Below are 25,308 nucleotides of genomic sequence, written 5' to 3'. Positions count from 1 at the left end.
TTGGATATGGATCGCCGGAAAACGCGAGCACTAGGTTTAGCGGCGGGTGGCATGATTCTTGCCGCCTTCGGATTGTCATTCGGTAGCGGAACAGCCTCAGCTGCGACGTTGGATTGTTCGGCGCGCGGCCAAGATCAGACGATCGTCGAGGGGGCGTCCGCGTGCCGAGCGGTGGCAGATCCCTCCAGTTACGCGATTTCGCACGTGGAGGGCGACGGCGTCGGCGTCGCGGATTCGCGAGACGGTGGCCGGTCGGCGGGCGTGGGACTCTTCGGCGGCGTCGCTGCGGCGGAGTCGCGCGGTGGAATACTTGCCGCCGCTGCGTACGGCCCGGGTTCGCTGGCACTCGGCCGGACCGACTCCTCACCCTTTGCCGTGGTGCTCAGCGGTCCCGGCGGCAGAGCGGCGGTGGGTGACGCGGACGTTGGGGCGATCTGCTCGGGCGGTCCTACCCTTGTTTTCAACATCGCCACAGGTCAGGGATGTTTCAGTGACGGCACTTCGACGTGGGTCACCCCGTGAGGGCACCCCGGCCCTGAGCCTCTTGCGTGACAGTGGTCACAATGGTGTCAAGCTCCTGCCACCGATGGGGTGACCGGGCAACTTGATCAGTGGGGATCGGAGGACGCGATGACTCCCAATGCACGACGGGGTTCGCTCGCCCGGGTGGAGGTGCCTTCGCGCACCGAGCTGTACGTGGACCGGCGATTCCTTCCTTTGGCAGACCGCTTCTTCGCGATGTACCGCCAACCGCAACAAGGTGGCGGCGCGCTCGTCGTGTACCTGGGCGGCGAGAAAGTGCTCGATATCTGGGCCGGCAATGCCGCTCGCGATCGGCGTTGGGACCACGACACGGTGTCGCTGTCGTTCTCGACCGGTAAAGGCGTCGCCAGCACTGTTGTCCATCGGCTCGCGGAACGTGGACTCATCGACTACGACGCTCCGGTTGCTCAGTACTGGCCCGAATTCGCGGCGGCGGGCAAGGACAAGATCACCGTTCGCGAACTGATGTCGCATCGAGCGGGCCTTCACCGAGTGCGTGGGCTCATGCCGCATCCTCTCGACCTGATGGACTTCGACGCGGTCGTGGCTGCCTTGGCTGCGGAGAAGCCGGATCCGCGTCGACTCCGAGGCCCCGGCTATCACGCTGTGACCTATGGCTGGTTGGTGGCCGAACTTGTCGCCAGGGTGTCCGGTCAGTCGTTCATCGACGTAGTGCAGGCCGAAATTGCGAAGCCCCTCGGAGTCGACGAATTCTGGTACCGCGTACCCGAAACCGAGCGTCCACGTATCGCGAAGCTGTTCCCACATATCAATCCTGCGGGCCTGAACTGGGCCTTCGCTTCGACTGTGCTCTCACACGTCGGTCCGACTCGCGGACTTGCGGAGGCCGCGATGCCGGATGGTTTCGACGCCATGGTGCGCAACCCCGCTGTCCACGACGCCGTGATGCCAGGCTGGAACGGAGTGTTCAGCGCACGTGCTCTCGCGAAGATGTACGGCGCCATCGCGAACGGCGGCGTGATCGACGGAAAGCGGTTCCTGAAGGAATCGACCATCGACCAGATGTCGACGATCCAGACTCGCGATCGTGACTACGTCCTTGCGGTGCGGCCCAACTGGACTCTCGGTTACCACCCGCCGATCATCGCCGCGCGTCGGCAGCCGCGGAATGCGATAGGCCACTACGGAGTCGGCGGTTCGGGTGCATACGCGGACCTGTCCAGCGGGCTCTCACTCGGTTTCACCACCAACAGGTTGGGTAGTGCTGTGACAGCTCTCGGTGATCTTCGCCTTGCGAGGCTCGGCGCCGAGGCGCAGGAGTTGGTTCGTCGAATCTGACACGAAGGGAATGCCATGAGCAGCAACGTGTACCGGGTGACCGAGATCGTCGGCTCGTCCACCGAGAGCAGTGATGCGGCAATTCGCACCGCCATCGCCCGGGCGAACGAGACGGTGCGCAACCTCGAATGGTTCGAAGTGGTGGAAACTCGCGGCCACATCGAGAACGGCGCCGTAGCGCACTTCCAGGTCACGTTGAGGGTCGGCTTCCGACTCGACGGCGACGAATCTTGAGCTGTCCTTCATGAGTGTCGATCTCGCGGCGGCAGTCGGGTTCATGGCAGGACACGCCAGGACGCTCGATCGGCATCGACTGAATCTGGTTCTCGGACAGGGTGACCGGGCCGCGGCATTGGCGGCTGTGGACGGTTATGGCAACCCGGACGGTGGGTACGGCTGGGGACTCGAACCGGATCTCCGCTCGGCAACCAGCCAACCTGGCGGAGCGCTGCATGCCTTCGAGGCTTTTGCCGACATCGGAACGCCGACGCCCAGAGTCGTCGAACTGTGCGATTGGTTGCAGAAGAATTCGCTGGCCGGCGGCGGTTTGCCGTTCGCCTTCCCGATCGCCGACCCGGCCGGTTGTGCGCCCTTCTGGATGAGCGCGGATCCGACTGCGCCGTCTTTGCAGATCACCAGCATCGTGTGTGCTGCAGCGGCCCGCGTCGCCGAATTCGACGAGGCTGTCGCCGAACATCCGTGGTTCGTCTCTGCCGTTCGATATTGCCTCGACGCGATCGACGGGGCGGATTCTCTGCACGCCCTCGAATTGGCATTTGCCTTGCAGTTTCTCGACGCGGTTCACCGGGGCAGCTCCGAAGCATCGTCATTGGTGACCTCTCTTGGTTCGCGAATACCGGCCGACGGATCGGTGCACGTGGACGGGGGAGCGGAGGGCGAATTCATGAGGCCACTCGATTTCTCACCGCTTCCAGGCGGTCCGACCCGTGCATTGTTCGACGCAGCGGTGATCGACTCCGAACTGTCCGCGCTCGCTGCGCGACAACGTGACGACGGCGGCTGGGCGGTGGATTTCGACAGCTACTCGCCCGCCGCTGCCTTGGAATGGCGAGGTCACGCCACCGTGCAGGCGGTGTGGCTGCTGAAGTGCAATGGCGTGATCTGAAAACGATTCTCGCGCCAAATTGGAACACGTTATAGTCTGGGAACCAGTTCGAGCTTCGTGTTTCAGGGATAGGGGAATGTCATGGCGTATGTGATCACGCAGCCGTGCTGCAACGACGCCTCGTGTGTTGACGTGTGTCCGGTCAATTGCATTCATCCGACACCGGACGAAGCTCCGTTCGCGACCACCGAAATGCTCTACATCGACCCGGACACCTGCATCGATTGTGGTGCGTGTGTGGACGAATGCCCGGTCGAGGCGATCTTCCCGGACAACGAACTCGACGAGGACGACGCGCCGTATCTGCAGATGAACGCGTCGTACTTCGAGAAGCATCCGATGGGCCCGGATTGGCCCGAGCCGATCACGATGGCCAAGATCGACCCCGAGCTGGGAACGTTGAAAGTAGCGATCGTCGGCTCCGGTCCCGCCGCCTGCTACGCGGCGATGGAACTTGTCGGCAAGCCCCGCGTCGAGGTCGACATGTTCGATCGACTTCCCACTCCGTACGGATTGGTGCGCGCCGGTGTGGCTCCGGATCATCCCGGAACCAAAGGCGTCACCGACCAGTTCCGTGCCGTGGTCGCGAAGAAGACCGTGCGCTGCCACTTCAACGTCGAGGTGGGCGCGCACATCTCGCATTCGGAACTCCTGGACCATCACCATGCTGTGATCTACGCGGTCGGCGCTGCAGGGGACCGCAAGCTCGAGATCCCGGGCGAGGATCTGCCGGGAAGTCACGCAGCCACCGAGTTCGTCGCCTGGTACAACGGCCACCCGGGATATGCCGACCGGACTTTCGACCTGTCTGGAGAGCGGGCGGTGATCGTCGGAAACGGCAACGTCGCACTCGACGTCGCACGCATCCTGGTGACCGATCCTGACCAACTTGCGAAGACGGACCTAGCCGAGCACGCGTTGGAAGCGCTGCGCAACAGCAAGATTCGTGAGGTCGTCATTCTCGGGCGTCGCGGGCCGGCGCAGGCCGCGTACACCAATCCCGAACTGTTGGCGCTCGGACAGATGGCGGACGTGGACGTCGTGGTCGACTCGATCGAGGCCGAACTCGACGAGGCCAGCCAGGCATTCGTGGACAGTGATGCTGCCGAGCCGTCCGTGTTGTTCAAGGTCAAGCAGGCGCAAGAATTTGCTTCACGTACCGCCGATCCGTCTCGCAAGAAGATTGTTCTGCGGTTCCTTACCTCTCCCGTCGAGATCCTCGGTGACGACGTGGTCTCTCAGGTGCGAATCGTGAAAAACGAGTTGGTTGCAACGCCGACCGGTCAGCTGTCCGCCCGACCCACCGAAACCGAGGAGACGATCGACACTTCACTGGTGCTTCGATCCGTGGGATACCGCGGCACGCCGATGGCCGACTTGCCCTTCGACGACGCTCGCGGCGTGATCCCCAACGAGAACGGCCGAGTGATCGACACCGAGACCGGCACACCGATCCCGGGTGTCTACGTCGCGGGTTGGATCAAGCGCGGACCGACGGGTGTGATCGGCACCAACAAGTACTGCTCCGCCGAGACCGTTTCGATGATCTTCGACGACTTCGCAGGTGGACGGCTCGCCACTCCGACCGAGGATGCCGACAAGTTGCAGGTTCTGCTGGCAGACAGGTCGCCGGATCAGGTGGACTATCAAGGTTGGCAGCGTATCGACAAGGCAGAACGCGCATCCGGTGCCGCAGCCGGCCGGCCGCGAACCAAACTCATCTCCATTGAATCCATGTTGGCGGCTGCCCGCAGCGAGGGATAGCAACGGTTGGGCGAACATCCGAATTGCTCGATTGCCGCATTTGTGTGTTAATGACTATGGAAATGTGCGGTTTGCTCTCTTTGGCGTGCTCGGGTGTGTAGGTGTGCGCCCGGCGGGTGCGTCCGAATGGTGCATCGGCATCGGTACCAGGCGGGTATCGATGCCTGCCGCGCACGATCCACGTGAGTACGTGGTCAGTCGAGCGAAGGTAGTGACATGGGCAGCAAACAGGGTCGTCGGACGTCACGGGTTGCCGTGGCAATCGTCGGAGCGGTGGCTGCCGGCCTCGCTCTCGCCGGACCTTCCGCGGCTGTTCCGCTCTTTCCCGGTGGACCCGACATTCCGTTGCCCGTGATCCCCGGCGTTCCGTACCTCGATCCGGCCATTCCGGTTCCGGGCATCCCGGGTACGCCGATTCAGGCTCCTATCGCTGTCCCCAACTTCTCCGCGCCGTCGCTCAACCCGTCCGCGGGCGAGACCGTCGGCATCGCGCAGCCGATCATCATTCGTTTCAACGAGGCCGTCGGCGACCGTGCGACGGCTGAACGCGCTATTCGCGTGACCACCAATCCGCCGGTCGAGGGCAACTTCTACTGGATCAACGACAGTCAGGTCCGTTGGAAGCCGGCACAGTTCTGGCCGGCGAACATCTCCGTGACCGTCGACGCCGGTGATTCGCACTCCACGTTCAACATCGGTGACGCACTCGTCACCGTCGCGGACGACAACACGAAGCAGGTCACCGTCACCCGCAACGGCGAGGTGGTGCGCACCATGCCGACGTCGTTCGGCAAGCCGGGACACGAAACACCGAACGGTACGTACATCGTCGGCGAGCAGTTGCGTGACATGTACATGGATTCGTCCACGTACGGCGTTCCGATCGATTCTCCGGAGGGCTACCGCACCTACGTCGAGTACGCGACACGAATCTCGTACAGCGGCATCTTCGTACATGCTGCTCCGTGGTCGGTTGCGCAACAAGGTTTCACCAACGTCAGCCACGGTTGCCTCAATGTCAGCACCGAGAATGCCAAGTGGTTCTTCGAGAACGCCGGCAAGGGGGACCCGGTGATCGTGCAGAACACCGCAGGTGGAGTCCTCAGCGGCGCCGACGGATTGGGTGACTGGAACCGCTAGAGTTCGTCGACAAGGCCCTGCGCGAGAAGTATTCGTGCAGGGCCTTTTTCGTGTCGCGTTCAGCTCGAGTGTCTTGTACGTTCACCATTCATTCTTTGCGGGCGGTCAGACTGCCTCAGTGAGATCGAGTCCGGAAAGAACGCTGCCCACTTCAGGCAAGCCAGGTCTGTGGGGCAGACCATGGCGTGACTACGCGCTATTTGCGCTCTTGGTAGGTCCCAATCTCGCGTTGCTGATCTTGTTCACCTATCGTCCGTTGGTAGACAACATCCGGCTTTCGTTCTTCGACTGGAACATTGCGGATCCGAAGGCGACGTTCATCGGTCTGAGTAACTACCGCGAGTGGTTCGGACGAAGCGACACCTGGCAGATCGTCACCAACACAGTGGTGTTCACGTTGGTCACCGTCGTGGGTTCGATGGTCATCGGTTTGGCGTTGGCCATGCTGCTCGATCGCAAGCTCGTCGGGCGAAACCTGGTCCGATCGGCCATCTTCGCTCCGTTCGTGATCTCCGGTGCAGCGATCGGTGTGGCGTTTCAGTTCGTCTTCGACCCCAACTTCGGATTGATCCAGGATCTTCTGCACCGTGTCGGACTCCAATCGCCCGACTTCTATCAGGATCCCCACTGGGCGCTGTTCATGGTGACGGTGACGTACATGTGGAAGAACCTCGGGTACACGTTTGTCATCTATCTCGCTGCGCTGCAGGGAGTTCGGCAAGAGTTGAATGAAGCTGCCGAAATCGACGGCGCCAAGCCGTGGACAAAGTTCCGCCGCGTGCTGCTGCCTCAGTTGCGCCCGACGACGTTCTTTCTCTCCATTACCGTCATGCTCAACTCGCTCCAGGTTTTCGACATCATCAACGTCATGACCCGAGGTGGCCCGCTGGGGACGGGGACGACGACCATGGTCTACCAGGTTTACAACGAGACGTTCCGAAACTTCCGGGCGGGCTACGGCGCGACGGTTGCCACCATCATGTTCTTGATCCTGCTGATCATCACCGTCTACCAGGTTCGTGCCATGGATCGGGGAGAAGAGAAATGACAGCGGTAGAGGAAAAGAAAAGCGCTGCTCCGACTTCCGTCGTCCGGCCAGGGCCGGACCGCAAGAAAGTGGATCGGCGTGAGGTCGGTGTGAAGATCCTCGGCTACGCGGCAATGGTGATCGCCTTGGTCGTCATCGTCCTGCCGCTCTACTGGATCGTGATGACCTCGTTCAAGGAGCGGCCGGAGATCTACACCCAGCCAGCAACGTGGTGGCCGTCGTCGCTGCATCCCGAAAACTATTCCGAAGCAACAACATCGGTCCCGTTCTGGATGTTTCTGCGGAACTCGATAGTGATCACGACGATTCTGTCCGCGGCGAAGTTCGTTCTGGGGACTCTCAGTGCCTACGGGTTGGTGTTCCTGCGCTTTCCGGGGAAGAACTTCGTCTTTCTCGGCATCATCGCAGCGTTGATGGTTCCGAACCAGATCACCGTGATCTCGAACTACGCGCTCGTGGCAGAGTGGGGTTGGCGTAACACGTTCCAGGGCATCATAGTTCCGCTCGCGGGTGTAGCCTTCGGTACGTTCCTCATGCGTAACCACTTCCTCTCGATCCCTTCGGAGATCATCGAGGCGGCGCGGATGGACGGCGCCGGGCACTGGCGACTGCTCTGGCGCGTGGTGCTTCCGGTGTCGGGGCCGACGATGGTGGCGTTCGGCATCATCACGGTGGTGAACGAATGGAACGAGTACCTGTGGCCGTTCCTCATGTCCGACGATTCCTCGGTAGCGCCGCTGCCGATCGGATTGACCCAACTGCAGAACAACGACGGACTCACCAACTGGGGTCCTGTCATGGCAGGAACGGTGCTGACGATGCTACCGATCCTGGTGATTTTCCTTCTACTGCAACGACACATGATCAAGGGCCTCACCTCCGGTGCGGTCAAGGGCTGACAGCTTTCCCGTCACATTTCTTTCTCGAGGAGCAGTAATGGCAAACATGAACAGGCGCGGATTCTTGAGCCTCGGCGGTGCAATCGCCGCCGGCGCCGCACTGACCGCGTGCGCGGGTTCCGGCGGGTCGAGCGCTGATGCTGCGGGAACATCCGGTGCTGCGGGTGATTCCAACACCATCACCTTCTGGTCGAACCACCCGGGTAAGTCCACCGACGTGGAGAAGGAACTGATCAACCGCTTCCAGACCAAGTACCCGGACCTGAAGGTCAACTTGGTGGACGGCGGCAAGAATTACGAAGAGGTGGCCCAGAAGTTCAACGCTGCCCTCTCCGGCGGAGATGTTCCCGATGTGGTTGTGCTGTCGGATGTCTGGTGGTTCAACTACGCACTGGCCGGCGCTATCGAGCCGCTCGACGGACTCTTCTCCGAGGTGGGCGTCGACTCGGCTGACTACGTCGACTCGCTGCTTGCCGACTACCTCTTCCAAGGCAAGCACTATGCGCTTCCCTACGCGCGGTCGACGCCGTTGTTCTACTACAACAAGGCGGTCTGGTCGCAGGCCGGCCTTCCCGACCGTGGGCCGGCAACGTGGCAGGAGTTCGACGAGTGGGGACCTGAGCTGCAGAAGGTCGTGGGCAACGGCAAGTTGGCACACGGTTGGGGCAACGCGAAGGATTACCTCGGCTGGACCTACGAAGGCCCCATCTGGACGTTCGGCGGATCGTACTCCGACCAGTGGAATCTGCAGCTCGACAACGAGAAGACCATTGCTGCAGGGCAATTCCTCTCCAGCATGATTCACGACAAGAAGTACGCCGCGGTCTCCACCGACATCGCAAACGAATTCGGTACCGGCATTTTGGCTTCGACCATTGCGTCCACGGGTGATCTGTCCGGCATCAAGAAGACTGCGAACTTCGACTTCGGCACCGCTTTCCTCCCCGCCGTGGACGGAACTCCCGGTTGCCCCACCGGCGGCGCCGGGCTCGCCATCCCGTCGAAGATCTCCGATCAGCGTAAGAAGAACGCGCTCAAGTTCATCGACTTCATCACCAATGGTGAGAACACGGCGTACTTCTCGCAGAACGTCGGCTACATGCCGGTCCGCAAGTCGGCAACGTCGGAGCCGAGCATGAAGGCGTTCCTCGACGCGAACCCCAACTCCCGAACCGCAGTGGATCAGCTTGCGCGCACGCGCTCGCAGGACTATGCACGCGTATTCGTTCCGGGCGGCGATCAGATCATCGGTACCGGACTCGAGCAGATCGCTCTCCAGAAGGCCGACGTCGCATCGACATTCGCCGGCGTCGCCACCCAGTTGCAGCAGATCATCGACCGGCAGATCACCCCCAAGCTGCCGAAGTAGTAGGAGAGAACACTCATGGCCAACGTGCAATTCGCGGGAGTAACGCACCGCTACGAAGGAACCGATCGACCGGCAGTCGACCGTCTCGACCTCGACATCGCCGACGGTGAGTTCCTGGTACTCGTAGGACCTTCCGGTTGCGGTAAGTCCACCAGCCTGCGAATGCTCGCCGGTCTCGAATCCGCGTCGGACGGCCGGATCGAGATCGGCGGCACGGACGTCACGCACCTCGCTCCGCGGGCACGTGACGTCGCCATGGTGTTTCAGAGTTACGCGCTGTACCCGAACATGACCGTCGAGCAGAACATGGGCTTCGCGCTCCAGAATGCCGGAGTGGGAAAGACCGAGCGCCGGGAGAGAGTGCTCGAGGCCGCGCGGATGCTCGAACTCGAACCGTTGCTCGGGCGCAAACCGGCCAAGCTGTCCGGTGGGCAACGTCAGCGAGTTGCCATGGGTAGAGCCATCGTTCGCCATCCCAAGGTGTTCTGCATGGACGAACCACTCAGTAATCTGGACGCCAAACTGCGCGTCAGTACGCGGTCTCAGATCGCCGCCCTGCAACGTCGGCTCGGCACCACGACTGTCTACGTCACCCACGATCAGGTGGAAGCGATGACGATGGGGGACCGGGTGGCGGTGATGCTGGACGGTCGCTTGCAGCAGGTGGCGAAGCCGCGCGAACTTTACGACAACCCCGTCAACACCTTTGTGGCCGCCTTCATCGGATCGCCGGGCATGAACCTGCTCGAAGCACCGGTCGAGGGAACCGTCGCAGCGCTCGGCGACCTACGGATTCCGCTGCCCACCGGGGCGGCCGAGCGGGAACGGGTAGTCGTGGGAGTTCGCCCGGAGTCGTGGGATCTGGTGGGAGCGTGGCGAAAGGGCTCGCTGGCCGTGGACGCCGACCTGCTCGAAGAGTTGGGCGCCGAATCGTTCGTGTACGCGAAGGGGTCGCCGGATTCGCTGTGGCAGAGCCGATCCGGACGGATTGTCATCCGCGTCGACCGAAAAATGTCCGTTACGCCAGGGGAGCCGCTTCACCTGCTGCCCAAAGCCGGCGAGGTGTACTTCTTCTCCGCGGAGACCGGGGTCCGTCTGTAGCGATACTGTGTGCGGCATGACCGTCGCGCGTTCGCTGTTGTTGTTCGTTCTCGCCGCGCTGCTCGAAATCGGGGGCGCGTGGTTGGTGTGGCAGGGAATTCGCGAGCACAAGGGTTGGATCTGGGTTGGGCTGGGCATCATCTCACTCGGCCTCTACGGCCTGGTTGCGACTATGCAACCGGATGCCAACTTCGGCCGTATCCTCGCCGCGTACGGCGGGATCTTCGTTGCGGGATCACTGCTCTGGGCGGTGGTGATGGACGGATTTCGCCCGGATCGCTTCGATATCGCCGGTGCGCTGATCTGTCTCATCGGTGTCGGGGTGATCATGTACGCCCGGTAGGGCTTTCGGCCCCGTGCGCGCTTAGGGAGTCCAGAGGGTCCTCAAGCGCGCACAGGGGCTTTGCCCCCAACTACCAGATCTTCACACGCTTCGCCGGCTCCAAATACAGTGCGTCACCGGGCTTGACGTCGAACTCCTCGTGGAACGTGTCGAGGTTACGGACGACGCCGTTGCACCGGAACTCCGGCGGCGAGTGAGGGTCGACGGCCAGTCGGCGGAGCGCCTCGGCCTCACGGGCCTTCGTGCGCCACACCTGCGCCCACCCGAAGAACACGCGCTGCAAGCCGGTGAGTCCGTCGATGACCGGCGGTTCGGTACCTTCGGTCGCGATCTTGTACGCCGCGATCGCGATCGACAGACCGCCGAGGTCGCCGATGTTCTCGCCGATCGTGAACTCACCGTTGACGTGATGGCCTGGCAGTTCCTTCGGCTCGAACTCGTTGTACTGCTCGATGAGAGCCTTTGTGCGCTTGCCGAATTCGCTGCGATCCTCGTCGGTCCACCAGTCGACCATGTTGCCGTCGCCGTCGTACTTGGCGCCCTGATCGTCGAAGCCGTGACCGATCTCGTGTCCGATGACGGCGCCGATGCCGCCGTAGTTGGCAGCGTCGTCGGCCGCCGCGTCGAAGAACGGCGGCTGGAGAATGGCTGCGGGGAACACGATTTCGTTCATGCCCGGGTTGTAGTAGGCGTTGACGGTCTGCGGCGTCATGAACCACTCGTCGCGGTCGACGGGGCCGCCCAGCTTGGCCAGGTCACGGTCGTACTCGGCGGCGTATCCACGACGGTAGTTGCCCACCAGGTCGGTAGCCGAGATCTCGAGACCGGCGTAGTCGCGCCACTTGTCGGGGTAACCGATTTTCGGGGTGAACTTCTCGAGCTTGGCCAGTGCGGCCTCACGAGTCTGCGGGCTCATCCACTCGAGGTCGGAGATGTTGCGGCGGTACGCCTCTTGCAGGTTTGCGACCAGTTCGAGCATGCGGGTCTTGGCCTCTGCCGGGAAGTGTCGATCGACGTAGAGCTTGCCGACGGCCTCGCCGAGCAGATCCTGAACCAGGCTTACCCCGCGCTTCCAGCGTTCGCGGTTCTCTTCGGTCCCGGAGAGCGTGGTGCCGTAGAACGCAAAGGTTTCGTCGACCAGCGCCGAATGCAGGTAAGGGGAGCGGGCATGAAGCACCTTCCACGCCGCCCATGCCTTCCAGTCGTCGAGTGACTCCGACGCCCACAGAGCGGTGAAGGTGTGCAGGAAGTCCGGCTGACGGACGACGATCTCGGCGAACTTCTCCGAATCGGCGCCGAGACCCGACAGCCACGCCGCCCAGTCCAACCCTGGGTTCTGCTCGGTCAGTTCCTCGAAGCCCACGAGGTTGTAGCTCAGATCTGCGTCACGACGCTTGACGACGTCCCAGTGCCCGGCCGCGATCTTCTTCTCGAGTTCGAACACACGCTGGGCGTCGTACCCGACGCCGGCGAGGGTGAACATCTTGTCGATGTGCGCGACGTACTTCTCGCGGATTTCCGCGTAATTGTCCTCGCGGTAGTACGACTCGTCGGGCAGACTGATGCCCGACTGGCTGAAGTGAATCAGGTATCGCTCGGAGTTCTTGGCGTCGGTGTCGACGTAGTGAGAGATGGCGCCACCGACGCCGACGCGCTGGTGGCGTCCGATCACGGTGGCGAGGGACGAACGGTCCGGTGCGTCTGCGACTGCGTCGAGCTCGTCGTCGATCGGGTTCAGACCAGCAGCTTCCACGGCATCGGCGTCCATGAAGCTCGAGTACAGGTCACCGATGCGCTGAGCGTCGGTACCGGCGGCAGAGTTGGACTCCGCCGCTTCGGTGATGATGGTCTGTACGTCTTCTTCGGCCTTGTCGTAGAGCGTGCGGAAGGCCCCGTCGACTGCGCGGTCTGCCGGAATCTCGTATTCGGCGAGCCATTTCCCGTTGACGTGGACGAACAGATCGTCCTGCGCCCGTGTGTCGCCGTCGAGGTGGGTGAGGTCGATGCCTGAGCGATGAGCCGTGGTCATTTCTCCATCCTTACACGATCATGACGAACTGCTCGGTGTGTGCGTGATCGCTCCTACGTCGAGTTCGTCTGTTGCGCTGGGCAACGTCGGTGTGGCATGGCACGATCGATTACGTGACCAGCAGACCTGCCGCAGATCCGCACCTGCAGGACCTTGCGCGACTACGACGCGTTCGTGACCGCATCGACCGCGAGTATGCGCAGCCTCTGGACGTGGAGGCGCTCGCGCGGGGAGTGAACATGTCTGCGGGGCATCTCAGTCGCCAATTCCGTCAGGCGTACGGCGAACCGCCGTACGCCTATTTGATGACCAGGCGCATCGAGCGCGCGATGGCGCTTCTGCGCCGCGGAGACCTGAGCGTCACCGACGTCTGCTTCGAGGTCGGCTGCAGCTCTCTCGGCACCTTCAGCAGTCGGTTCACCGAATTGGTCGGGGTTCCGCCCAGCGTCTATCGGCGCGAAGCCGAGCAGTCCACGGACGGAATGCCGTCCTGTGTGTCCAAACAAGTCACCAGACCGATCAGGAATCGAGAAGCGCAGACCCCGCAGCCGCAACTAACGTGAGCGCCATGGACATCACCATTCACTCGAGTTTCCTTCCGCAGGACGACCCTGATGCCGCCCTGAACTTCTATCGCGACACCCTCGGCTTCGAGGTTCGCAACGACGTCGGCTACGACGGGATGCGCTGGATCACCGTGGGGCCGCCCGGCCAACCCGGTACCTCCATCGTGCTGCATCCGCCGGCCGTCGATCCCGGAATCACCGACGAGGAGCGCCGCACCATCATCGAGATGATGGCCAAGGGCACCTACGGCGGACTTCTCCTGGCCACCAAAGATCTGGACGATACGTTCGAGCGGCTTCAGGCCGGCGACATCGACGTCGTCCAGGAACCGACCGAGCAGCCCTACGGCGTTCGCGATTGCGCCGTCCGCGACCCAGCGGGAAACCTGATCCGTATTCAAGAACTGCGCTGAATTCAAGAACTGCGCTGAATTCAAGAACTGCGCTGAGACCGTCAACTGCGCTGAGACCGTCGGCGATCGACTGACAGATGGAGACACGATGACTGCCTTGCACACCGCAGACAGCCACGATTTGATCCGCGTGCAAGGTGCGCGGGTGAACAATCTCGAAGACATCAGTGTCGAGATCCCGAAGCGGAGGCTGACGGTGTTCACCGGCGTCTCCGGTTCGGGGAAGAGTTCGCTGGTGTTCAGTACGATCGCCGCGGAATCGCAGCGGATGATCAACGAGACGTACAGCGCGTTCGTTCAAGGATTCATGCCGACCCTCGCGCGGCCGGACGTCGACGTTCTCGACGGCCTGACCACCGCGATCATCGTCGATCAGCAGCGGATGGGCGTCGACCCTCGTTCGACCGTCGGAACCGCCACCGACGCCAACGCGATGCTCCGCATCCTGTTCAGCCGTCTCGGAAAGCCTCACATCGGTTCGCCCCAGGCGTTTTCGTTCAACGTCGCTTCGATCTCCGGGGCAGGCGCGGTCACCATGGAACGTGGCGGCCGTCAGACGAAAGAGCGTCGCAGCTTCAAGATCACCGGCGGCATGTGTCCGCGGTGTGAGGGACGAGGGGCGGTCAACGATTTTGATCTGACCGCGTTGTACGACGACACCAAGTCGCTCAACGAGAGTGCGATCACGGTCCCCGGCTACAGCATGGAGGGCTGGTACGGCCGGATCTATCGCGGCTGCGGCTTCTTCGATCCCGACAAGCCGATCAAGAAGTACTCCAAGAAAGAACTGAACGACCTTCTCTACAAAGAGCCGACCAAGATCAAGGTCGAAGGAATCAACCTGACGTACACGGGTCTGATTCCGCAGATTCAGAAGTCGTTCCTGGCCAAGGACGTCGACGCGATGCAGCCCCACATCCGGGCTTTCGTGGAGCGGGCGATCACCTTCACCACCTGCCCCGAATGCGACGGGACGCGACTGAGCGAGGGCGCGCGGTCGTCGAAGATCAAGGGCGTCAACATCGCTGACGCCTGCTCGATGCAGATCAGCGATCTCGCGGAATGGGTCAGCGGACTGAAGGAACCGTCGGTCGCGCCGTTGCTCACGACGCTCGGTGAAACGCTCGACTCGTTCGTGGAGATCGGACTCGGCTACCTCAGTCTCGATCGACCGTCGGGAACCCTCTCCGGCGGTGAAGCTCAGCGCACCAAGATGATTCGTCACCTGGGTTCCTCGCTCACCGACATCACCTATGTGTTCGACGAGCCCACCACCGGCCTGCATCCGCACGACATCGCGAGGATGAACGACCTACTGCTGCGCCTGCGAGACAAGGGCAACACGGTGCTCGTGGTCGAGCACAAGCCGGAGACGATCGTGATCGCGGACCACATCGTCGACCTCGGTCCAGGCGCGGGTAGCGCCGGCGGCAACGTCTGCTTCGAGGGCACGGTCGACGGTTTGCGTGCCAGCGACACGGTCACCGGCCGTCATTTCGACGACCGGGCCGCAATCAAGGAGACCGTGCGCGCGTCCACCGGGGAAATCGAGATTCGTGGAGCGAACTCGCACAACCTGCAGGACGTCGACGTCGACGTACCGCTGGGTGTACTGGTCGTGGTCACCGGTGTCGCCGGGTCGGGCAAGAGTTCGCTGATCCACGGCTCACTCGCAAAACGCGAGGACGTGGTGTCGGTCGATCAGAGCGCGATCCGTGGCTCGCGTCGGAGCAACCCGGCAACGTACACCGGGCTGCTCGACCCGATCCGCAAGGCATTCGCGAAGGCCAACGGCGTGAAGCCGGCGCTGTTCAGTGCCAACTCCGAGGGCGCCTGCCCGACGTGCAACGGCAACGGTGTCATCTACAGCGACTTGGCGATGATGGCCGGCGTTGCCACTCTCTGCGAGGAGTGCGAGGGCAAGCGGTTCCAAGCCGAGGTACTCGAATACAAATTCGGTGGCAAGGACATCAACGAGGTTCTCACGATGTCGGTGGCCGAGGCCGAGGAGTTCTTCGGCGACGGTGAGGCCAAGATCCTCGCTGCGCACAAGATCCTTGTTCGACTGGTCGACGTGGGGCTCGGATACCTCACGATCGGCCAGCCATTGACGACGCTGTCGGGCGGTGAGCGTCAGCGCATCAAGCTGGCAACGCACTTGGGCGAGAAGGGCGGCGTGTACGTCCTCGACGAGCCGACCACCGGGCTGCACCTCGCCGACGTCGAGCAGTTGCTCGGTCTGCTCGATCGACTCGTCGATTCCGGTAAGTCGGTCATCGTCATCGAGCACCACCAAGCGGTGATGGCGCACGCCGACTGGATCATCGACCTCGGCCCTGGTGCCGGTCACGACGGCGGTCGGATCGTCTTCGAGGGCACTCCCGAGGAACTGGTCGCCGACGGCTCCACCCTCACCGGTAAGCACCTCGCGGCATACGTCGTCGGCTGACCTGGCTCCTACCTCAGGCGTCGATACCCAGGTTGATGACGGCGAGGTAGGAACCGTCCGACTGCTTTTCGACGGTCATGAGGCCAGTGTCGTCGTAGATGCCGTCACTGGCGTTGTTCGTGTTGTTCTCACGACCGGTGTGCTCGCTGTACGGGGATTGCGAGTACACCTCGTCGAGGAGCGTCTCGTCGAAGAAGGTCTGCGACGTGAGGACCGTCTTCTTGTCGACGTGCACCTTGACGTGAATGTGGGTGGTGCGGCCCATGTACCAGCCGGGAAAGATCGTGGTGAACTGCGCGATGCCGTTTGCGTCGGTGGTCTGGGCTCCGCGCAGGTAGGTGCCGTCGTCGGTGGTGGTGGCTTCGGTGTCGCCGACGCTGTACGAACCGTCCGACGTCTCGCCGGAACCACCCATGCCGCCGCCCATTCCGCCGCCGGGTGCACCTGACGGAGGTTCCCCATCCCGCCGGCCGGGGGAGTTCCGCCGCCGCCGCCGCCGCCGTTGGCGCTCAGGGAGCCGGATTCGAAACCGGAGTACACGCCGCCGGCGTCGCAGTGCCAGATCTCGACGACGGCGTTGCTGACCGCGCCGATACTGCCGTCGACGTTGCACTGGCTGTTGTCCTGCACGCGCATCGCCACCTGCAGCGTGGTGCCTGGACGGTCTTCGCGGATGTCGCCGCGAATGGAGTCGACGTCGAACCAGTAGGGGCCCTGCGTCTCTTCCTTGCTCATGACGCACTGCGGTGCCTTGGCGAGAAGTGCGGTGACGGCATCGCCGGACGTGGCCGCAGCAGAAGTGCCGGAAGCTGTTGTCGTCGATGCAGCCGCGGCCGACGTGGTCGTGGAAGTGCCACTGTTGCCGGAACAGGCTGCGATGAGCCCGCCCAGGCTGATGGTTCCGCCGAGTGCGAGGGCCCGTCGACGGCTCACGCGTAGCCGGCTTGCTTCGATGTCTTTGTTCACGCCGCTGTACCTCCATTGTGTGGGCTGTTGTCTCAATGGTGGACGGGCGACCTGGTGCGGAACTGGTTATCCGCTGTGAACTTGCTGGGAGAGCATCTGAATGCTCGAGGTGGCCCGTACGTAGACCTGTCCGCCGACGTCGACGATGCGAGTTTCGATCAGTGCGAGCCTGCGCCCGGCACGAATCACGACGGACTCGGCGCGCATGATCGGCCCACCGATGTCGGGGGAGCGCAGGAAGTCGATCTTGTGGTCGAGGACGCGATAGTCCTGATCGACGCTGGTCAGCGTCTGCGCTGCCAGACCGGTAACGGCGTCGACCGCTGAGATGAGGACACCTCCCTGAACGGCGCCCAACGGGTTGGCCATCCAGGCGACCGGGGCGAACTCGCCCACGACGGAACCCGGGGTCACGTCGACGACCGCAAGATCGAGGAGCCCGGCGAGCGGACCGCGTTCGAGTTTGCCGTCGCGGATTCCTTCGACGACATCGGACCCGGACAACCCGCTCAGGTTGCTTGTTTTCTCCGGCGTCGGGACGGGCAGCGGCTCACCCTCCACGTAGTCGTCAATTCCCACGACGGGAGGACGCGAGACCACCATGGCGCGGCCGGCCATCACTGCCAGGAGCGAGCCGTTCTCGTCGCGAAGTTGACCGGATGCGAGCCCGACACCGTCGTCGAGATGCACGAGTGTGCCGGTGGCGCCTACGTCGGCGACGGCGGGAATGTCGGCGCCCGCACTGACCGTGACCTGTGCGAGCACGGACTGATGGCCCGAGGTCAGTCCCGAGTACACCGCGCCGCCCATGGCACCGTCGATCATGACTCCGATGGAACCGAGCACGGTCTTGCCACGGTGATCGTGGAATCGCTCGCCGACGGCTTGCGCGAAGGCCAGGTCCCCGGGCACGACCGACACGGCGCGCACACCCATCAATGTGTTGAGGGGGTCAAGCTTCTTGACGGGCGCGGCGGAGTTGTCGATGCTCATCCGTCGAGTATCTCCAGCGCACCCGGTCCTGCCGAGACCGGGTCTCAACCACCGATACGTGAATGCATCTCCCAGACGAGGACTTCGGCCCCGGCGTCGGAGGTCAGTTGCTGCCCACCCGAATCGCTCAACCGGACGGCATCACCCTCGTACAGTGTGCCGACGCCCTCCATCTCGGCAGTGCCCTGGGCGACGAAGACGTGCAGGAACGGTGCGCTGGGAAGATGTACAGAGGTGCCGGGCAGAATGCGCGCGACGTGCATGGCGGCGTTCTTGTTGTTGATGCGAATCGCCGAATGATCCTTGTAGCGGCTCATTCCGGAGGCAACCGGGATCAGACCGCCGCGCAGCAATTCGTCGTCGATCTCGAGTTGTTCGTACCCGGGAGTGAGTCCACCTTCGTCCGGGACCACCCACATCTGGATGAAATGCACGGGGTCGGAATGCTGTTCGCCGCCAAGACGCCACGAATCGTTCTTCTCGCTGTGCATAATTCCGGTGCCGGCGCTCATGCGCTGGGCGAGCCCTGGATAGATGACGCCGGTGTGGCCGATGGAATCCTGGTGCACGAGCGAACCGCGAAGCACCCACGTCACGATTTCCATGTCTTTGTGCGGATGGGTATCGAAGCCGGTTCCCGCCAGTACGGTGTCGTCGTTGTTGACGAGTAGCAATCCGTGATGGGTGTTGTCAGGATCGTAATGCTGCCCGAACGAGAACGAATGCTTCGAATCCAGCCAGGAGACGCGGGATTTCAAACGATCACCGGAGCGGTGCACATCGATGTGCGGTGTCGTCCGTGGGGCCTGTGCTCGACCAGATGCCATGGCTCCTCCTTCTGTACCACCGGGATCCATCACTGCCGGATCCATCACTGCCGGATCCACCACTACCCGCATCCACCCTACGACGAACCTGCTGTGTAGTCCGAGCATTGGGCGTACTCGGTTGTGTCGTCAGTTCGTCGACGCGTGCATCTCCCACACGAGTATCTCCGCATCGTCGATTCCCTCGACTCGTTGACCACCAGTATCCTTGAGACGCAACGAATCTCCAGGACCGAGCAATCCGACTCCCTCGACGTCGACAGTGCCACCGGCGATGAAGCCGTGCACGTACGGCGCATCCGGAAGGGATACCGACCCGCCGGTCTCGAGGCGTGCAACGTGCAGAGCCGCATGTTTGTTGTGCAAGCTGATCGCGCTGTGATCACGATGTGCGGGCATCCCCGACGCCAGGGTGATCAGGCCACCGGCGTCGAGTTCGGTGTTGATATCGAGTTCCTGATAGCTCGGAGTCACTCCGGATTGGTCCGGCGGTATCCACATCTGGACGAGGTGAACGGGTTCGGTGACGCGTGAGCCGTCGGCCCGCCAGCGATCGTTGCGCTCGGAGTGCAGGATTCCGGAACCGGCGCTCATTCTTTGCGCGAGGCCTCGATGGATGACTCCGGAGTGCCCAGCGGAATCCTGGTGAACCAGAGATCCGCTGAGCACCCACGTCACGATCTCGGTGTCGCGGTGCTGATGAGTGTCGAAACCGGAGTCGGCTTCGATGATGTCGTCGTTGTTGACCAACAGAAGTCCGTGCGCGTACGCGGCGTGATCGAAGTTTCCGGCAAAGGGGAAACTGTGACGCGCCGTGAGCCAGCCGTAGTTGAGATGCGCACGTTCGACTGCTCGTTGGACGACTACCGACGACATGTCAGCTCAGCGTCTCGTGTGCCGCCGGGATGGATCCCAGGCGCCCGGCCTGGAAGTCCTCGAAAGCCTGCATGACCTCGGACTTGGTGTTCATGACGAACGGCCCGGCCATGGCGATGGGCTCTCGGATCGGCTTGCCGCCGAGGATGAAGACCTCGAGAGATTCGGTCCGTGAGTCCTGGCGATCGGAAGCGGCGACGGTGATGGAGTCACCACGTCCGAAGACAGCTGTCTGTCCGACACGAATGGGTCGACGCTCGGCCCCGACCGTGCCTTCGCCGGCGAGGACGTAGACGATCGCGTTGAACTCGGGGTTCCACGGAAGCGTCAGGCTCGCACCCGGGGCCACAGTCGTGTGGGAGAGCGCGATAGGTGTGTACGTCGAACCGGGTCCGGCGTGGCCGGCAATGTCTCCGGCGATGACGCGTACCAAGGCTCCGCCGTCGGGAGAGGAGAGCAGTGCCACCTTGTTGCCGGTGATGTCCTGGTATCGCGGCGCTGCCATCTTGTTGTCGCGGGGCAGGTTGACCCACAGTTGGACGCCGTGGAACAGGCCGCCGCTGACGACGAGGTGCTCCGGCGGAGTTTCGATGTGGAGGATGCCGCCACCCGCTGTCATCCACTGGGTGTCGCCGCCACCGATAATGCCGCCGCCGCCGTTGGAGTCCTGGTGCTCCATGATGCCGTCGATCATGTAGGTCACGGTTTCGAAGCCGCGGTGCGGGTGCCACGGTGTGCCCTTGGGCTCTCCGGGTGCGTAGTTGACCTCACCCATCTGGTCCATGTGGATGAAGGGGTCGAGGGCCGAGAGGTCGATGCCCGCGAATGCGCGGTGAACGGGAAAGCCTTCACCTTCGTATCCGACCGGTGCGGTGGTGATGCTTTTGACCGGGCGGTCGACTGCCGACGCTGCCGGCTCGTCGAGGCGGGGCAGAGCCAAGATGTTCTCGACTGTCACAGCAGGCATGTCGTACTCCTCGTGTCCGTGAAGCTGAAGTCAGGTAGTTGATTGTTCAACTATCTCATCAGGAGTCAACAAAGTCGAGCCCCGGGTATTCCCGGGACTCGACTGGTGTCTGGATCAGCTCGCTGTCTGGATCAGCGCAACATGCTGCCGAGGGTTTTAGCGGCTGCCACGACCTCGGCGCCCAGCGCTGCTTGGTCCTGGGAGTCGAATACGGAAATTCCGAGGCTGGAAATGGCGTCGCGGCGTCTGCCGGGGATCACTGCCGAGATTCCCAGGACGGACGGGATGACTTCGCCGACGGTCACTGCGTAGCCGCGTGCGCGTGCGGCCGTCACTTCCTCTCGTTCCCCACTCGTCGGCGGGAGTGAGGCAAGGATGGAAAGCCCGGCGGAGCCGCGGTCGATCGGATCGACCTGCCCCGGGTGGAACGCGACGTGGACTTTGGCGCTTCGCGGTTCGACCACCATCAGGGCGCGCACTTCGGTGTCGCTCTCGCGGACCACCAGGTGTGCGGTCGCCTCGGTGGCCTCGGCGAGTTCTTGAAGTATCGGGCGAGCGAGAGTGCGCAAATCCTGTTCCACCGGTTCGGCAAGGGTGACCAGGCCGGCGCCGAGAGTGACGCGCTTGAAGGAGTCCTTGCGGCACAGGTGATGAGCTTCGAGTGTGCGGATCAAACGATGTGCGACGGTTCGGTGGACTCCCACTCCGTCGGCGATGTCGGTGACCGACAGGCCGTGCGGATAGGACGTCAGGAGTTCCAAGATCTCGAGTCCGTGGTGCAGCGTTTTCGACATGCTCGAGTCCACTTGAACTGCACTTTTGCGCGGTCGGTGTTCCTCGCTCAGCTCTGACATCAAATCCCTTTCTTGACGTTTGTGAGGTATGCCACCTACGCTTTGAACATATCGCACAGTGTGTGCGATTATCGCACACTTGACGAAGCTGCACAACCTTCGGGTGGATGCAGCGCAGCGTGTTCGGAGAGAACCTTCATGAGCAACTACCGCGTCGTGGCAGCGGAGGACGTTGTCGCAATCCATCAGCTGTACGGCCACCAGAGTCATTGCATAGACTCTGGGCGCCAGCAGGATTGGGCGCAGACATTCACCGACAACGGTGAATTTCATTCCCCCAGTTATCCGGAACCCGTGGTCGGTTTCGACGGCCTTGCGGCTTTTGCTGCTCGCTTTTACGCTGCGGCGGAAGCTGCCGACGAGGTGCATCGTCACGTTCTGACCAATGTGGTCGTCGAGGCGGTGGGCGAGAGTGCTCTGGCAGTGCACGGGTACCTGCAGATCGTTGCCACCGCTCGCGGCGGAGACTCGCGGCTACTGCGGATGACGACTGTCGATGATCGCGTGGTTCGGGTCGGTGAGGAGTGGAAGATCGCCCGCCGCACCGTCTCCCGTGACGACTCACCTAGAGCGTCCGAACAGGCTTGAAGTACCGAAAAGTTTCTTGCACAACAATATTAAGTAGGAGAAGTACATCATGACCGAAAGCTCTGACCAGACGAACCCGGGCCGTACCGTAGTGACCCAGATGTCGGCGGTATATCCGGAGTTGGCAGGCAAGGTCGCAGTGGTGACCGGCGCGGCTCAGGGAATGGGTGAGACGTTCGCCGAAGGGCTGGCAACACGCGGCGTACATGTCGTCGGCGCCGACATCAACGAAGAGCAGATGCTCGCCACGGCTGCACGAATCAACACGAACCTGGAGTCGAATGCACTGGCGGACAAGCCGGGTCGCGTCGTCGGAGCCCGGGTCGACGTCACCAAGCCGGACGAGCACGAGTTGCTTGCCCAGTTGGCACTGGAGGAGTTCGGCCGGGTTGATTTCTGGATCAACAATGCGGGAATCTTCCCGTTCGCACTGGCCGAGGAGATCACCCCGGAGCAGATCGGGGCTACGTTGAGCGTCAATGTCGAAGGAGTGCTCTACGGCGCTCAGGCAGCGGCGCGGCACCTCGGTCCCGGCGGCGCCATCGTCAACATGTCTTCGGTGTCTGCGCTGCGTGTGCGAAAGGGGAGAGGCGCATACTGCACGTCGAAAGCTGCCGTTGCGCACCTCACGGAGTCTCTTGCGGTGGAGTTCGGCGACAAGGGCATTCGTGTGAATTCCATTGCGCCCGGCTACATCGACACGGCGATGACGAAGTGGGTCCAGGAAGATCCGATCGCGCTCGCGAACGCACTCGATGCGGTGCCGCTGCATCGTCTGGGCTCGCCCGAAGAGGTCTTCGGCCCGCTGCTGTTCCTGCTCTCGGACAGCGCGCGCTACGTCACCGGGCACAGCATCGCGGTTGACGGTGGTTCGCGGCATGTCTGAGTCCACGAAATATCCCGGCGTCGTTCTCATCACCGGCGGTGCTGCCGGGATGGGAGCGCATCACGCACGCACTCTCGCCGCGCGCGGTTCGCATGTCTGCATTGCCGATGTTTCGGAATCATCCGGCGTGGTCGACGACATTGTCGCCGCCGGTGGATCCGCGTCCGCTCATCTACTCGACGTCACCGATGCTGATGCCTGGGACCGGGTTGTCGACGAAATTCGCTCTACGCGTGGAGAACTCGGCGGACTGGTCAACAACGCCGGCATCTCGCGTCGGCTCGAATTCATGGACACCCCGAACGACATCTGGGAACTGACCATGAGGATCAACCTCTTCGGCCCGTTCTACGGTATGAAGGCGGTGGCACCGCTGATGCGTGAGAGTGGTGGCGGATCGATCGTCAACATCTCGTCCATCGCCGGTCAGATCGGATACTTCTCTCCGGCTTACTCGTCGAGCAAGTGGGGTCTGACCGGTCTGTCGAAGTCGGCGGCAGGCAACTTCGCGCAGTGGGGGATTCGCGTCAACTCGGTGCACCCGGGACTGGTCGGTACGGCGCTGCTCGGCGGCGCAAACGACTTCGTCGCCGCGTCCCTGAAGTCGGTTCCCCTCGGACGCATGGGAACTCTCGACGAGATCACCGAAGCAGTGCTGTTTCTGCTCTCGGACAGTTCGACCTACACCAGCGGTACGGAACTCACTGTCGACGGCGGGTTGGTGTCGAACGGTCTTTACCACCGCATCATCGCGGAGACTGGAGAACTTTCATGACTGACCACTGGGACGTCGTTGTCATCGGTGGTGGCGGAGCCGGTCTCGCCGCCGCGGTGTCGGCAGCAGAAGAAGGCGCAGCCGTTCTGCTGTTCGAGTCCGAAACCGAACTCGGTGGGTCCACCGCGCTTTCAGCCGGAATCTTCACGGCCGCAGGCACAAGCGTGCAGGCAGGTCTCGGAGTCGACGATTCGGCGGAGAAGTTCTTCCAGCACTACATGGACCTCAACCAATGGATGCTCGCGCCCGGATTGATTCGTGCGTTCTGCGAAAACGCCGGCCCGACAATGGAATGGCTCATCGGACTCGGCGTCGAGATTCCCGCGGCGATCTCGGGTAATGCCCACCAACCTGGGCTCGCCCAAGCCGGCGTCGAGGACGTCTGGCGCGGCCACGTGCCGAAGGATCAGGGATACGGACTGATTCAGGTGCTGGACAAGGCTCGTCGAAAGCACGGCATCGAGGTCATCTTCGGAACACGGGTGCAGAAGTTGATGGAGGAAGACGGCCGGGTTGTCGGTGTTGTCGCCGACGACATCGAGGTACCTGCAGGCGCAGTCGTGGTTGCTTCCGGAGGATTCGCGCAAGATCCAGAGCTGGTGGAACGCCACTTCCCGGACGCGAACAAGGCGGGGGACGCGTTGTTCGTCGTCGCGGCGGCGGGTAGCCGCGGAGATCACCTTCGTTTTGCCGAAGACCTCGGGGCTTCAGTGGCCGGCGACGGCTGGGGCTTGATGCTGCCCACCGTCTACTTCCAGCGATTCCATCACTGGCAGGCCGGTTTTCCGCCGAAGTCGCGGATCTACGTCAACCAGGACGGCCGTCGATTCATGGACGAGGACAGCTCGTACGCCGTCTCGACCGGCATCATCGACCATCAGGGCGGATACGGGTGGATGATCTTCGACGAGAACGCTCGCGTGAATCTGGCTCCGGGATATGCCGATTGGAATCCCGAACGCATCGAGGAAGAAGTTGCCGCCGGTGGCACGATTCGCGCTGACACGATCGAAGACCTCGCAGTGGCGACGGGTGTTCCGGTTGCGACGTTGACGCAAACCCTGCGTCGATGGAACGAGCAACTGCCCAGCGGCCACGACGACGACTTCCTCCGTCATCGCACGTTGCGGAACAAAGGTGCCGTCGGCAACCCGGATCCTATTGCGACAGCACCGTTCTATGCCGCGAAAATCCTTCCTGCAGAGCTCGTATGCACGCATGCGGGAATGGAGATCGACACCGATGCGGCCGTACTCGGCAGCACCGGAGTACCTATCGAGGGTCTGTACGCGGCCGGTGAGGCCGGCGCCGGAATCCTCGGACTGAGATACGTGGGCGGCGGCAATGCAGTTGCCAACGCTTTGACCATGGGCCGCGTAGCGGGACGTAATGCGGCGAACTACACCAGGACCAGCGCTGACAGCGCAGCGGTCCATTCCATCGCGCACTCCTGACGTCCGACGTCTGCGCGGCACCGAATCCAGTCA

General features: G+C 62.6%; 24 protein-coding genes and 1 pseudogene. 18 read left to right on the top strand and 7 right to left on the bottom strand.

What is annotated here, in order from left to right; translation table 11 throughout:
* The first annotated feature begins 6 nt into the window (after positions 1–6).
* The 11 genes from QM716_RS04885 (at position 7) to QM716_RS04835 (ending at position 10,632) form a co-directional block, all read left to right on the top strand.
* On the top strand, positions 7–522 hold the full coding sequence (locus QM716_RS04885) for a DUF6764 family protein (RefSeq protein WP_349307343.1): 516 nt from the start codon (positions 7–9) through the stop codon (positions 520–522).
* Between the two features lie 108 nt (positions 523–630).
* The gene (locus QM716_RS04880; RefSeq protein WP_283302732.1) at positions 631–1,842 is read left to right on the top strand and encodes a serine hydrolase domain-containing protein; all 1,212 of its coding nucleotides are present in this window, start codon (positions 631–633) and stop codon (positions 1,840–1,842) included.
* Between the two features lie 15 nt (positions 1,843–1,857).
* Entirely contained in the window at positions 1,858–2,076 is a 219-nt protein-coding gene (locus QM716_RS04875; protein WP_283302731.1) for a dodecin, read from the top strand.
* Positions 2,077–2,086: 10 nt separating this feature from the next.
* Positions 2,087–2,968: a hypothetical protein gene (locus QM716_RS04870; protein ID WP_283302730.1), complete on the top strand. Its 882-nt coding sequence runs from the start codon at positions 2,087–2,089 to the stop codon at positions 2,966–2,968.
* A gap of 81 nt (positions 2,969–3,049) precedes the next feature.
* Positions 3,050–4,732: an FAD-dependent oxidoreductase gene (locus QM716_RS04865; RefSeq protein ID WP_283302728.1), complete on the top strand. Its 1,683-nt coding sequence runs from the start codon at positions 3,050–3,052 to the stop codon at positions 4,730–4,732.
* Between the two features lie 216 nt (positions 4,733–4,948).
* The gene (locus QM716_RS04860; protein ID WP_283302727.1) at positions 4,949–5,872 is read left to right on the top strand and encodes a L,D-transpeptidase; all 924 of its coding nucleotides are present in this window, start codon (positions 4,949–4,951) and stop codon (positions 5,870–5,872) included.
* 73 nt (positions 5,873–5,945) lie between these two features.
* A complete protein-coding gene (locus tag QM716_RS04855) occupies positions 5,946–6,920 on the top strand; it encodes a carbohydrate ABC transporter permease (protein ID WP_378446692.1) in 975 nt (324 codons plus the stop codon).
* Positions 6,917–7,819 (top strand): carbohydrate ABC transporter permease, encoded by a 903-nt coding sequence (locus QM716_RS04850; protein WP_283302726.1) that lies wholly within the window; start codon positions 6,917–6,919, stop codon positions 7,817–7,819. Before QM716_RS04855 ends, QM716_RS04850 begins: the two co-directional genes overlap by 4 nt.
* A 37-nt stretch (positions 7,820–7,856) precedes the next feature.
* Complete coding sequence (locus tag QM716_RS04845; RefSeq protein ID WP_283302725.1) at positions 7,857–9,188, top strand: ABC transporter substrate-binding protein; 1,332 nt, start codon at positions 7,857–7,859, stop codon at positions 9,186–9,188.
* 15 nt (positions 9,189–9,203) lie between these two features.
* Positions 9,204–10,289, top strand: a complete 1,086-nt coding sequence (locus tag QM716_RS04840; protein ID WP_283302724.1) for an ABC transporter ATP-binding protein — start codon at positions 9,204–9,206, stop codon at positions 10,287–10,289.
* A gap of 16 nt (positions 10,290–10,305) precedes the next feature.
* Positions 10,306–10,632, top strand: coding sequence for a YnfA family protein (locus tag QM716_RS04835; protein ID WP_283302722.1), 327 nt, complete (start codon positions 10,306–10,308; stop codon positions 10,630–10,632).
* 70 nt (positions 10,633–10,702) lie between these two features.
* Here the strand turns inward: QM716_RS04835 and QM716_RS04830 are convergent, their stop codons facing one another.
* Positions 10,703–12,661: a M13 family metallopeptidase gene (locus QM716_RS04830; protein WP_283302720.1), complete on the bottom strand. Its 1,959-nt coding sequence runs from the start codon at positions 12,659–12,661 to the stop codon at positions 10,703–10,705.
* Positions 12,662–12,774: 113 nt separating this feature from the next.
* On the opposite strand from QM716_RS04830, the gene QM716_RS04825 reads away from it, so the two are divergent.
* The 3 genes from QM716_RS04825 (at position 12,775) to QM716_RS04815 (ending at position 16,089) form a co-directional block, all read left to right on the top strand.
* The gene (locus QM716_RS04825; RefSeq protein WP_283302718.1) at positions 12,775–13,224 is read left to right on the top strand and encodes a helix-turn-helix transcriptional regulator; all 450 of its coding nucleotides are present in this window, start codon (positions 12,775–12,777) and stop codon (positions 13,222–13,224) included.
* A 5-nt stretch (positions 13,225–13,229) separates the two neighbouring features.
* Positions 13,230–13,640: a VOC family protein gene (locus QM716_RS04820; RefSeq protein WP_209909792.1), complete on the top strand. Its 411-nt coding sequence runs from the start codon at positions 13,230–13,232 to the stop codon at positions 13,638–13,640.
* Between the two features lie 88 nt (positions 13,641–13,728).
* Entirely contained in the window at positions 13,729–16,089 is a 2,361-nt protein-coding gene (locus QM716_RS04815; RefSeq protein WP_283302715.1) for an ATP-binding cassette domain-containing protein, read from the top strand.
* Positions 16,090–16,102: 13 nt separating this feature from the next.
* Here the strand turns inward: QM716_RS04815 and QM716_RS04810 are convergent.
* The 6 genes and pseudogenes from QM716_RS04810 to QM716_RS04785 all read right to left on the bottom strand — a co-directional run bounded on the left by QM716_RS04810 (position 16,103) and on the right by QM716_RS04785 (position 21,572).
* Positions 16,103–17,055 (bottom strand): annotated as a pseudogene (locus QM716_RS04810) (intradiol ring-cleavage dioxygenase).
* Between the two features lie 66 nt (positions 17,056–17,121).
* The gene (locus tag QM716_RS04805) at positions 17,122–18,048 is read right to left on the bottom strand and encodes a PaaI family thioesterase (RefSeq protein ID WP_283302713.1); all 927 of its coding nucleotides are present in this window, start codon (positions 18,046–18,048) and stop codon (positions 17,122–17,124) included.
* A gap of 44 nt (positions 18,049–18,092) precedes the next feature.
* Positions 18,093–18,875: a pirin family protein gene (locus tag QM716_RS04800; protein WP_283302711.1), complete on the bottom strand. Its 783-nt coding sequence runs from the start codon at positions 18,873–18,875 to the stop codon at positions 18,093–18,095.
* Positions 18,876–19,004: 129 nt separating this feature from the next.
* Positions 19,005–19,751, bottom strand: coding sequence for a pirin family protein (locus QM716_RS04795; protein WP_283302708.1), 747 nt, complete (start codon positions 19,749–19,751; stop codon positions 19,005–19,007).
* A gap of 1 nt (position 19,752) precedes the next feature.
* Complete coding sequence (locus QM716_RS04790; RefSeq protein ID WP_003940395.1) at positions 19,753–20,718, bottom strand: pirin family protein; 966 nt, start codon at positions 20,716–20,718, stop codon at positions 19,753–19,755.
* A 131-nt stretch (positions 20,719–20,849) separates the two neighbouring features.
* Positions 20,850–21,572: an IclR family transcriptional regulator gene (locus tag QM716_RS04785; RefSeq protein WP_230815435.1), complete on the bottom strand. Its 723-nt coding sequence runs from the start codon at positions 21,570–21,572 to the stop codon at positions 20,850–20,852.
* A gap of 138 nt (positions 21,573–21,710) precedes the next feature.
* Here QM716_RS04785 and QM716_RS04780 point away from each other — a divergent pair, with 138 nt between their 5' ends.
* The 4 genes from QM716_RS04780 to QM716_RS04765 are packed head-to-tail and all read left to right on the top strand — an operon-like array spanning position 21,711 to position 25,275.
* On the top strand, positions 21,711–22,160 hold the full coding sequence (locus QM716_RS04780) for a nuclear transport factor 2 family protein (RefSeq protein WP_283302702.1): 450 nt from the start codon (positions 21,711–21,713) through the stop codon (positions 22,158–22,160).
* A 49-nt stretch (positions 22,161–22,209) separates the two neighbouring features.
* Positions 22,210–23,046, top strand: a complete 837-nt coding sequence (locus QM716_RS04775; RefSeq protein ID WP_283302700.1) for an SDR family NAD(P)-dependent oxidoreductase — start codon at positions 22,210–22,212, stop codon at positions 23,044–23,046.
* Positions 23,039–23,821: an SDR family NAD(P)-dependent oxidoreductase gene (locus tag QM716_RS04770; protein WP_283302698.1), complete on the top strand. Its 783-nt coding sequence runs from the start codon at positions 23,039–23,041 to the stop codon at positions 23,819–23,821. The genes QM716_RS04775 and QM716_RS04770 overlap by 8 nt, the downstream gene beginning before the upstream one ends.
* A complete protein-coding gene (locus QM716_RS04765) occupies positions 23,818–25,275 on the top strand; it encodes an FAD-dependent oxidoreductase (protein ID WP_283302696.1) in 1,458 nt (485 codons plus the stop codon). The genes QM716_RS04770 and QM716_RS04765 overlap by 4 nt, the downstream gene beginning before the upstream one ends.
* Positions 25,276–25,308: the final 33 nt, after the last annotated feature.

It is taken from the genome of Rhodococcus sp. IEGM 1409 (genome assembly GCF_030056735.1).
Classification (GTDB): domain Bacteria; phylum Actinomycetota; class Actinomycetes; order Mycobacteriales; family Mycobacteriaceae; genus Rhodococcus_F.
The sequence above is the reverse complement of the archived record's forward strand: the minus strand, read 5'-3'. Positions and strand labels throughout refer to the sequence as shown.

Excerpts from the sequence above, each read along its gene's own strand:
- QM716_RS04770 (WP_283302698.1), top strand. The coding sequence starts at position 23,039 with ATGTCTGAGTCCACGAAATATCCCGGCGTCGTTCTCATCACCGGCGGT.
- QM716_RS04850 (WP_283302726.1), top strand. The coding sequence starts at position 6,917 with ATGACAGCGGTAGAGGAAAAGAAAAGCGCTGCTCCGACTTCCGTCGTC.
- QM716_RS04885 (WP_349307343.1), top strand. The coding sequence starts at position 7 with ATGGATCGCCGGAAAACGCGAGCACTAGGTTTAGCGGCGGGTGGCATG.
- QM716_RS04875 (WP_283302731.1), top strand. The coding sequence starts at position 1,858 with ATGAGCAGCAACGTGTACCGGGTGACCGAGATCGTCGGCTCGTCCACC.
- QM716_RS04830 (WP_283302720.1), bottom strand. The coding sequence starts at position 12,661 with ATGACCACGGCTCATCGCTCAGGCATCGACCTCACCCACCTCGACGGC.
- QM716_RS04775 (WP_283302700.1), top strand. The coding sequence starts at position 22,210 with ATGACCGAAAGCTCTGACCAGACGAACCCGGGCCGTACCGTAGTGACC.
- QM716_RS04765 (WP_283302696.1), top strand. The coding sequence starts at position 23,818 with ATGACTGACCACTGGGACGTCGTTGTCATCGGTGGTGGCGGAGCCGGT.
- QM716_RS04790 (WP_003940395.1), bottom strand. The coding sequence starts at position 20,718 with ATGCCTGCTGTGACAGTCGAGAACATCTTGGCTCTGCCCCGCCTCGAC.
- QM716_RS04835 (WP_283302722.1), top strand. The coding sequence starts at position 10,306 with ATGACCGTCGCGCGTTCGCTGTTGTTGTTCGTTCTCGCCGCGCTGCTC.
- QM716_RS04870 (WP_283302730.1), top strand. The coding sequence starts at position 2,087 with ATGAGTGTCGATCTCGCGGCGGCAGTCGGGTTCATGGCAGGACACGCC.
- QM716_RS04805 (WP_283302713.1), bottom strand. The coding sequence starts at position 18,048 with ATGAGCATCGACAACTCCGCCGCGCCCGTCAAGAAGCTTGACCCCCTC.
- QM716_RS04845 (WP_283302725.1), top strand. The coding sequence starts at position 7,857 with ATGGCAAACATGAACAGGCGCGGATTCTTGAGCCTCGGCGGTGCAATC.
- QM716_RS04880 (WP_283302732.1), top strand. The coding sequence starts at position 631 with ATGACTCCCAATGCACGACGGGGTTCGCTCGCCCGGGTGGAGGTGCCT.
- QM716_RS04780 (WP_283302702.1), top strand. The coding sequence starts at position 21,711 with ATGAGCAACTACCGCGTCGTGGCAGCGGAGGACGTTGTCGCAATCCAT.
- QM716_RS04815 (WP_283302715.1), top strand. The coding sequence starts at position 13,729 with ATGACTGCCTTGCACACCGCAGACAGCCACGATTTGATCCGCGTGCAA.
- QM716_RS04840 (WP_283302724.1), top strand. The coding sequence starts at position 9,204 with ATGGCCAACGTGCAATTCGCGGGAGTAACGCACCGCTACGAAGGAACC.
- QM716_RS04795 (WP_283302708.1), bottom strand. The coding sequence starts at position 19,751 with ATGTCGTCGGTAGTCGTCCAACGAGCAGTCGAACGTGCGCATCTCAAC.
- QM716_RS04800 (WP_283302711.1), bottom strand. The coding sequence starts at position 18,875 with ATGGCATCTGGTCGAGCACAGGCCCCACGGACGACACCGCACATCGAT.
- QM716_RS04860 (WP_283302727.1), top strand. The coding sequence starts at position 4,949 with ATGGGCAGCAAACAGGGTCGTCGGACGTCACGGGTTGCCGTGGCAATC.
- QM716_RS04785 (WP_230815435.1), bottom strand. The coding sequence starts at position 21,572 with ATGTCAGAGCTGAGCGAGGAACACCGACCGCGCAAAAGTGCAGTTCAA.
- QM716_RS04865 (WP_283302728.1), top strand. The coding sequence starts at position 3,050 with ATGGCGTATGTGATCACGCAGCCGTGCTGCAACGACGCCTCGTGTGTT.
- QM716_RS04820 (WP_209909792.1), top strand. The coding sequence starts at position 13,230 with ATGGACATCACCATTCACTCGAGTTTCCTTCCGCAGGACGACCCTGAT.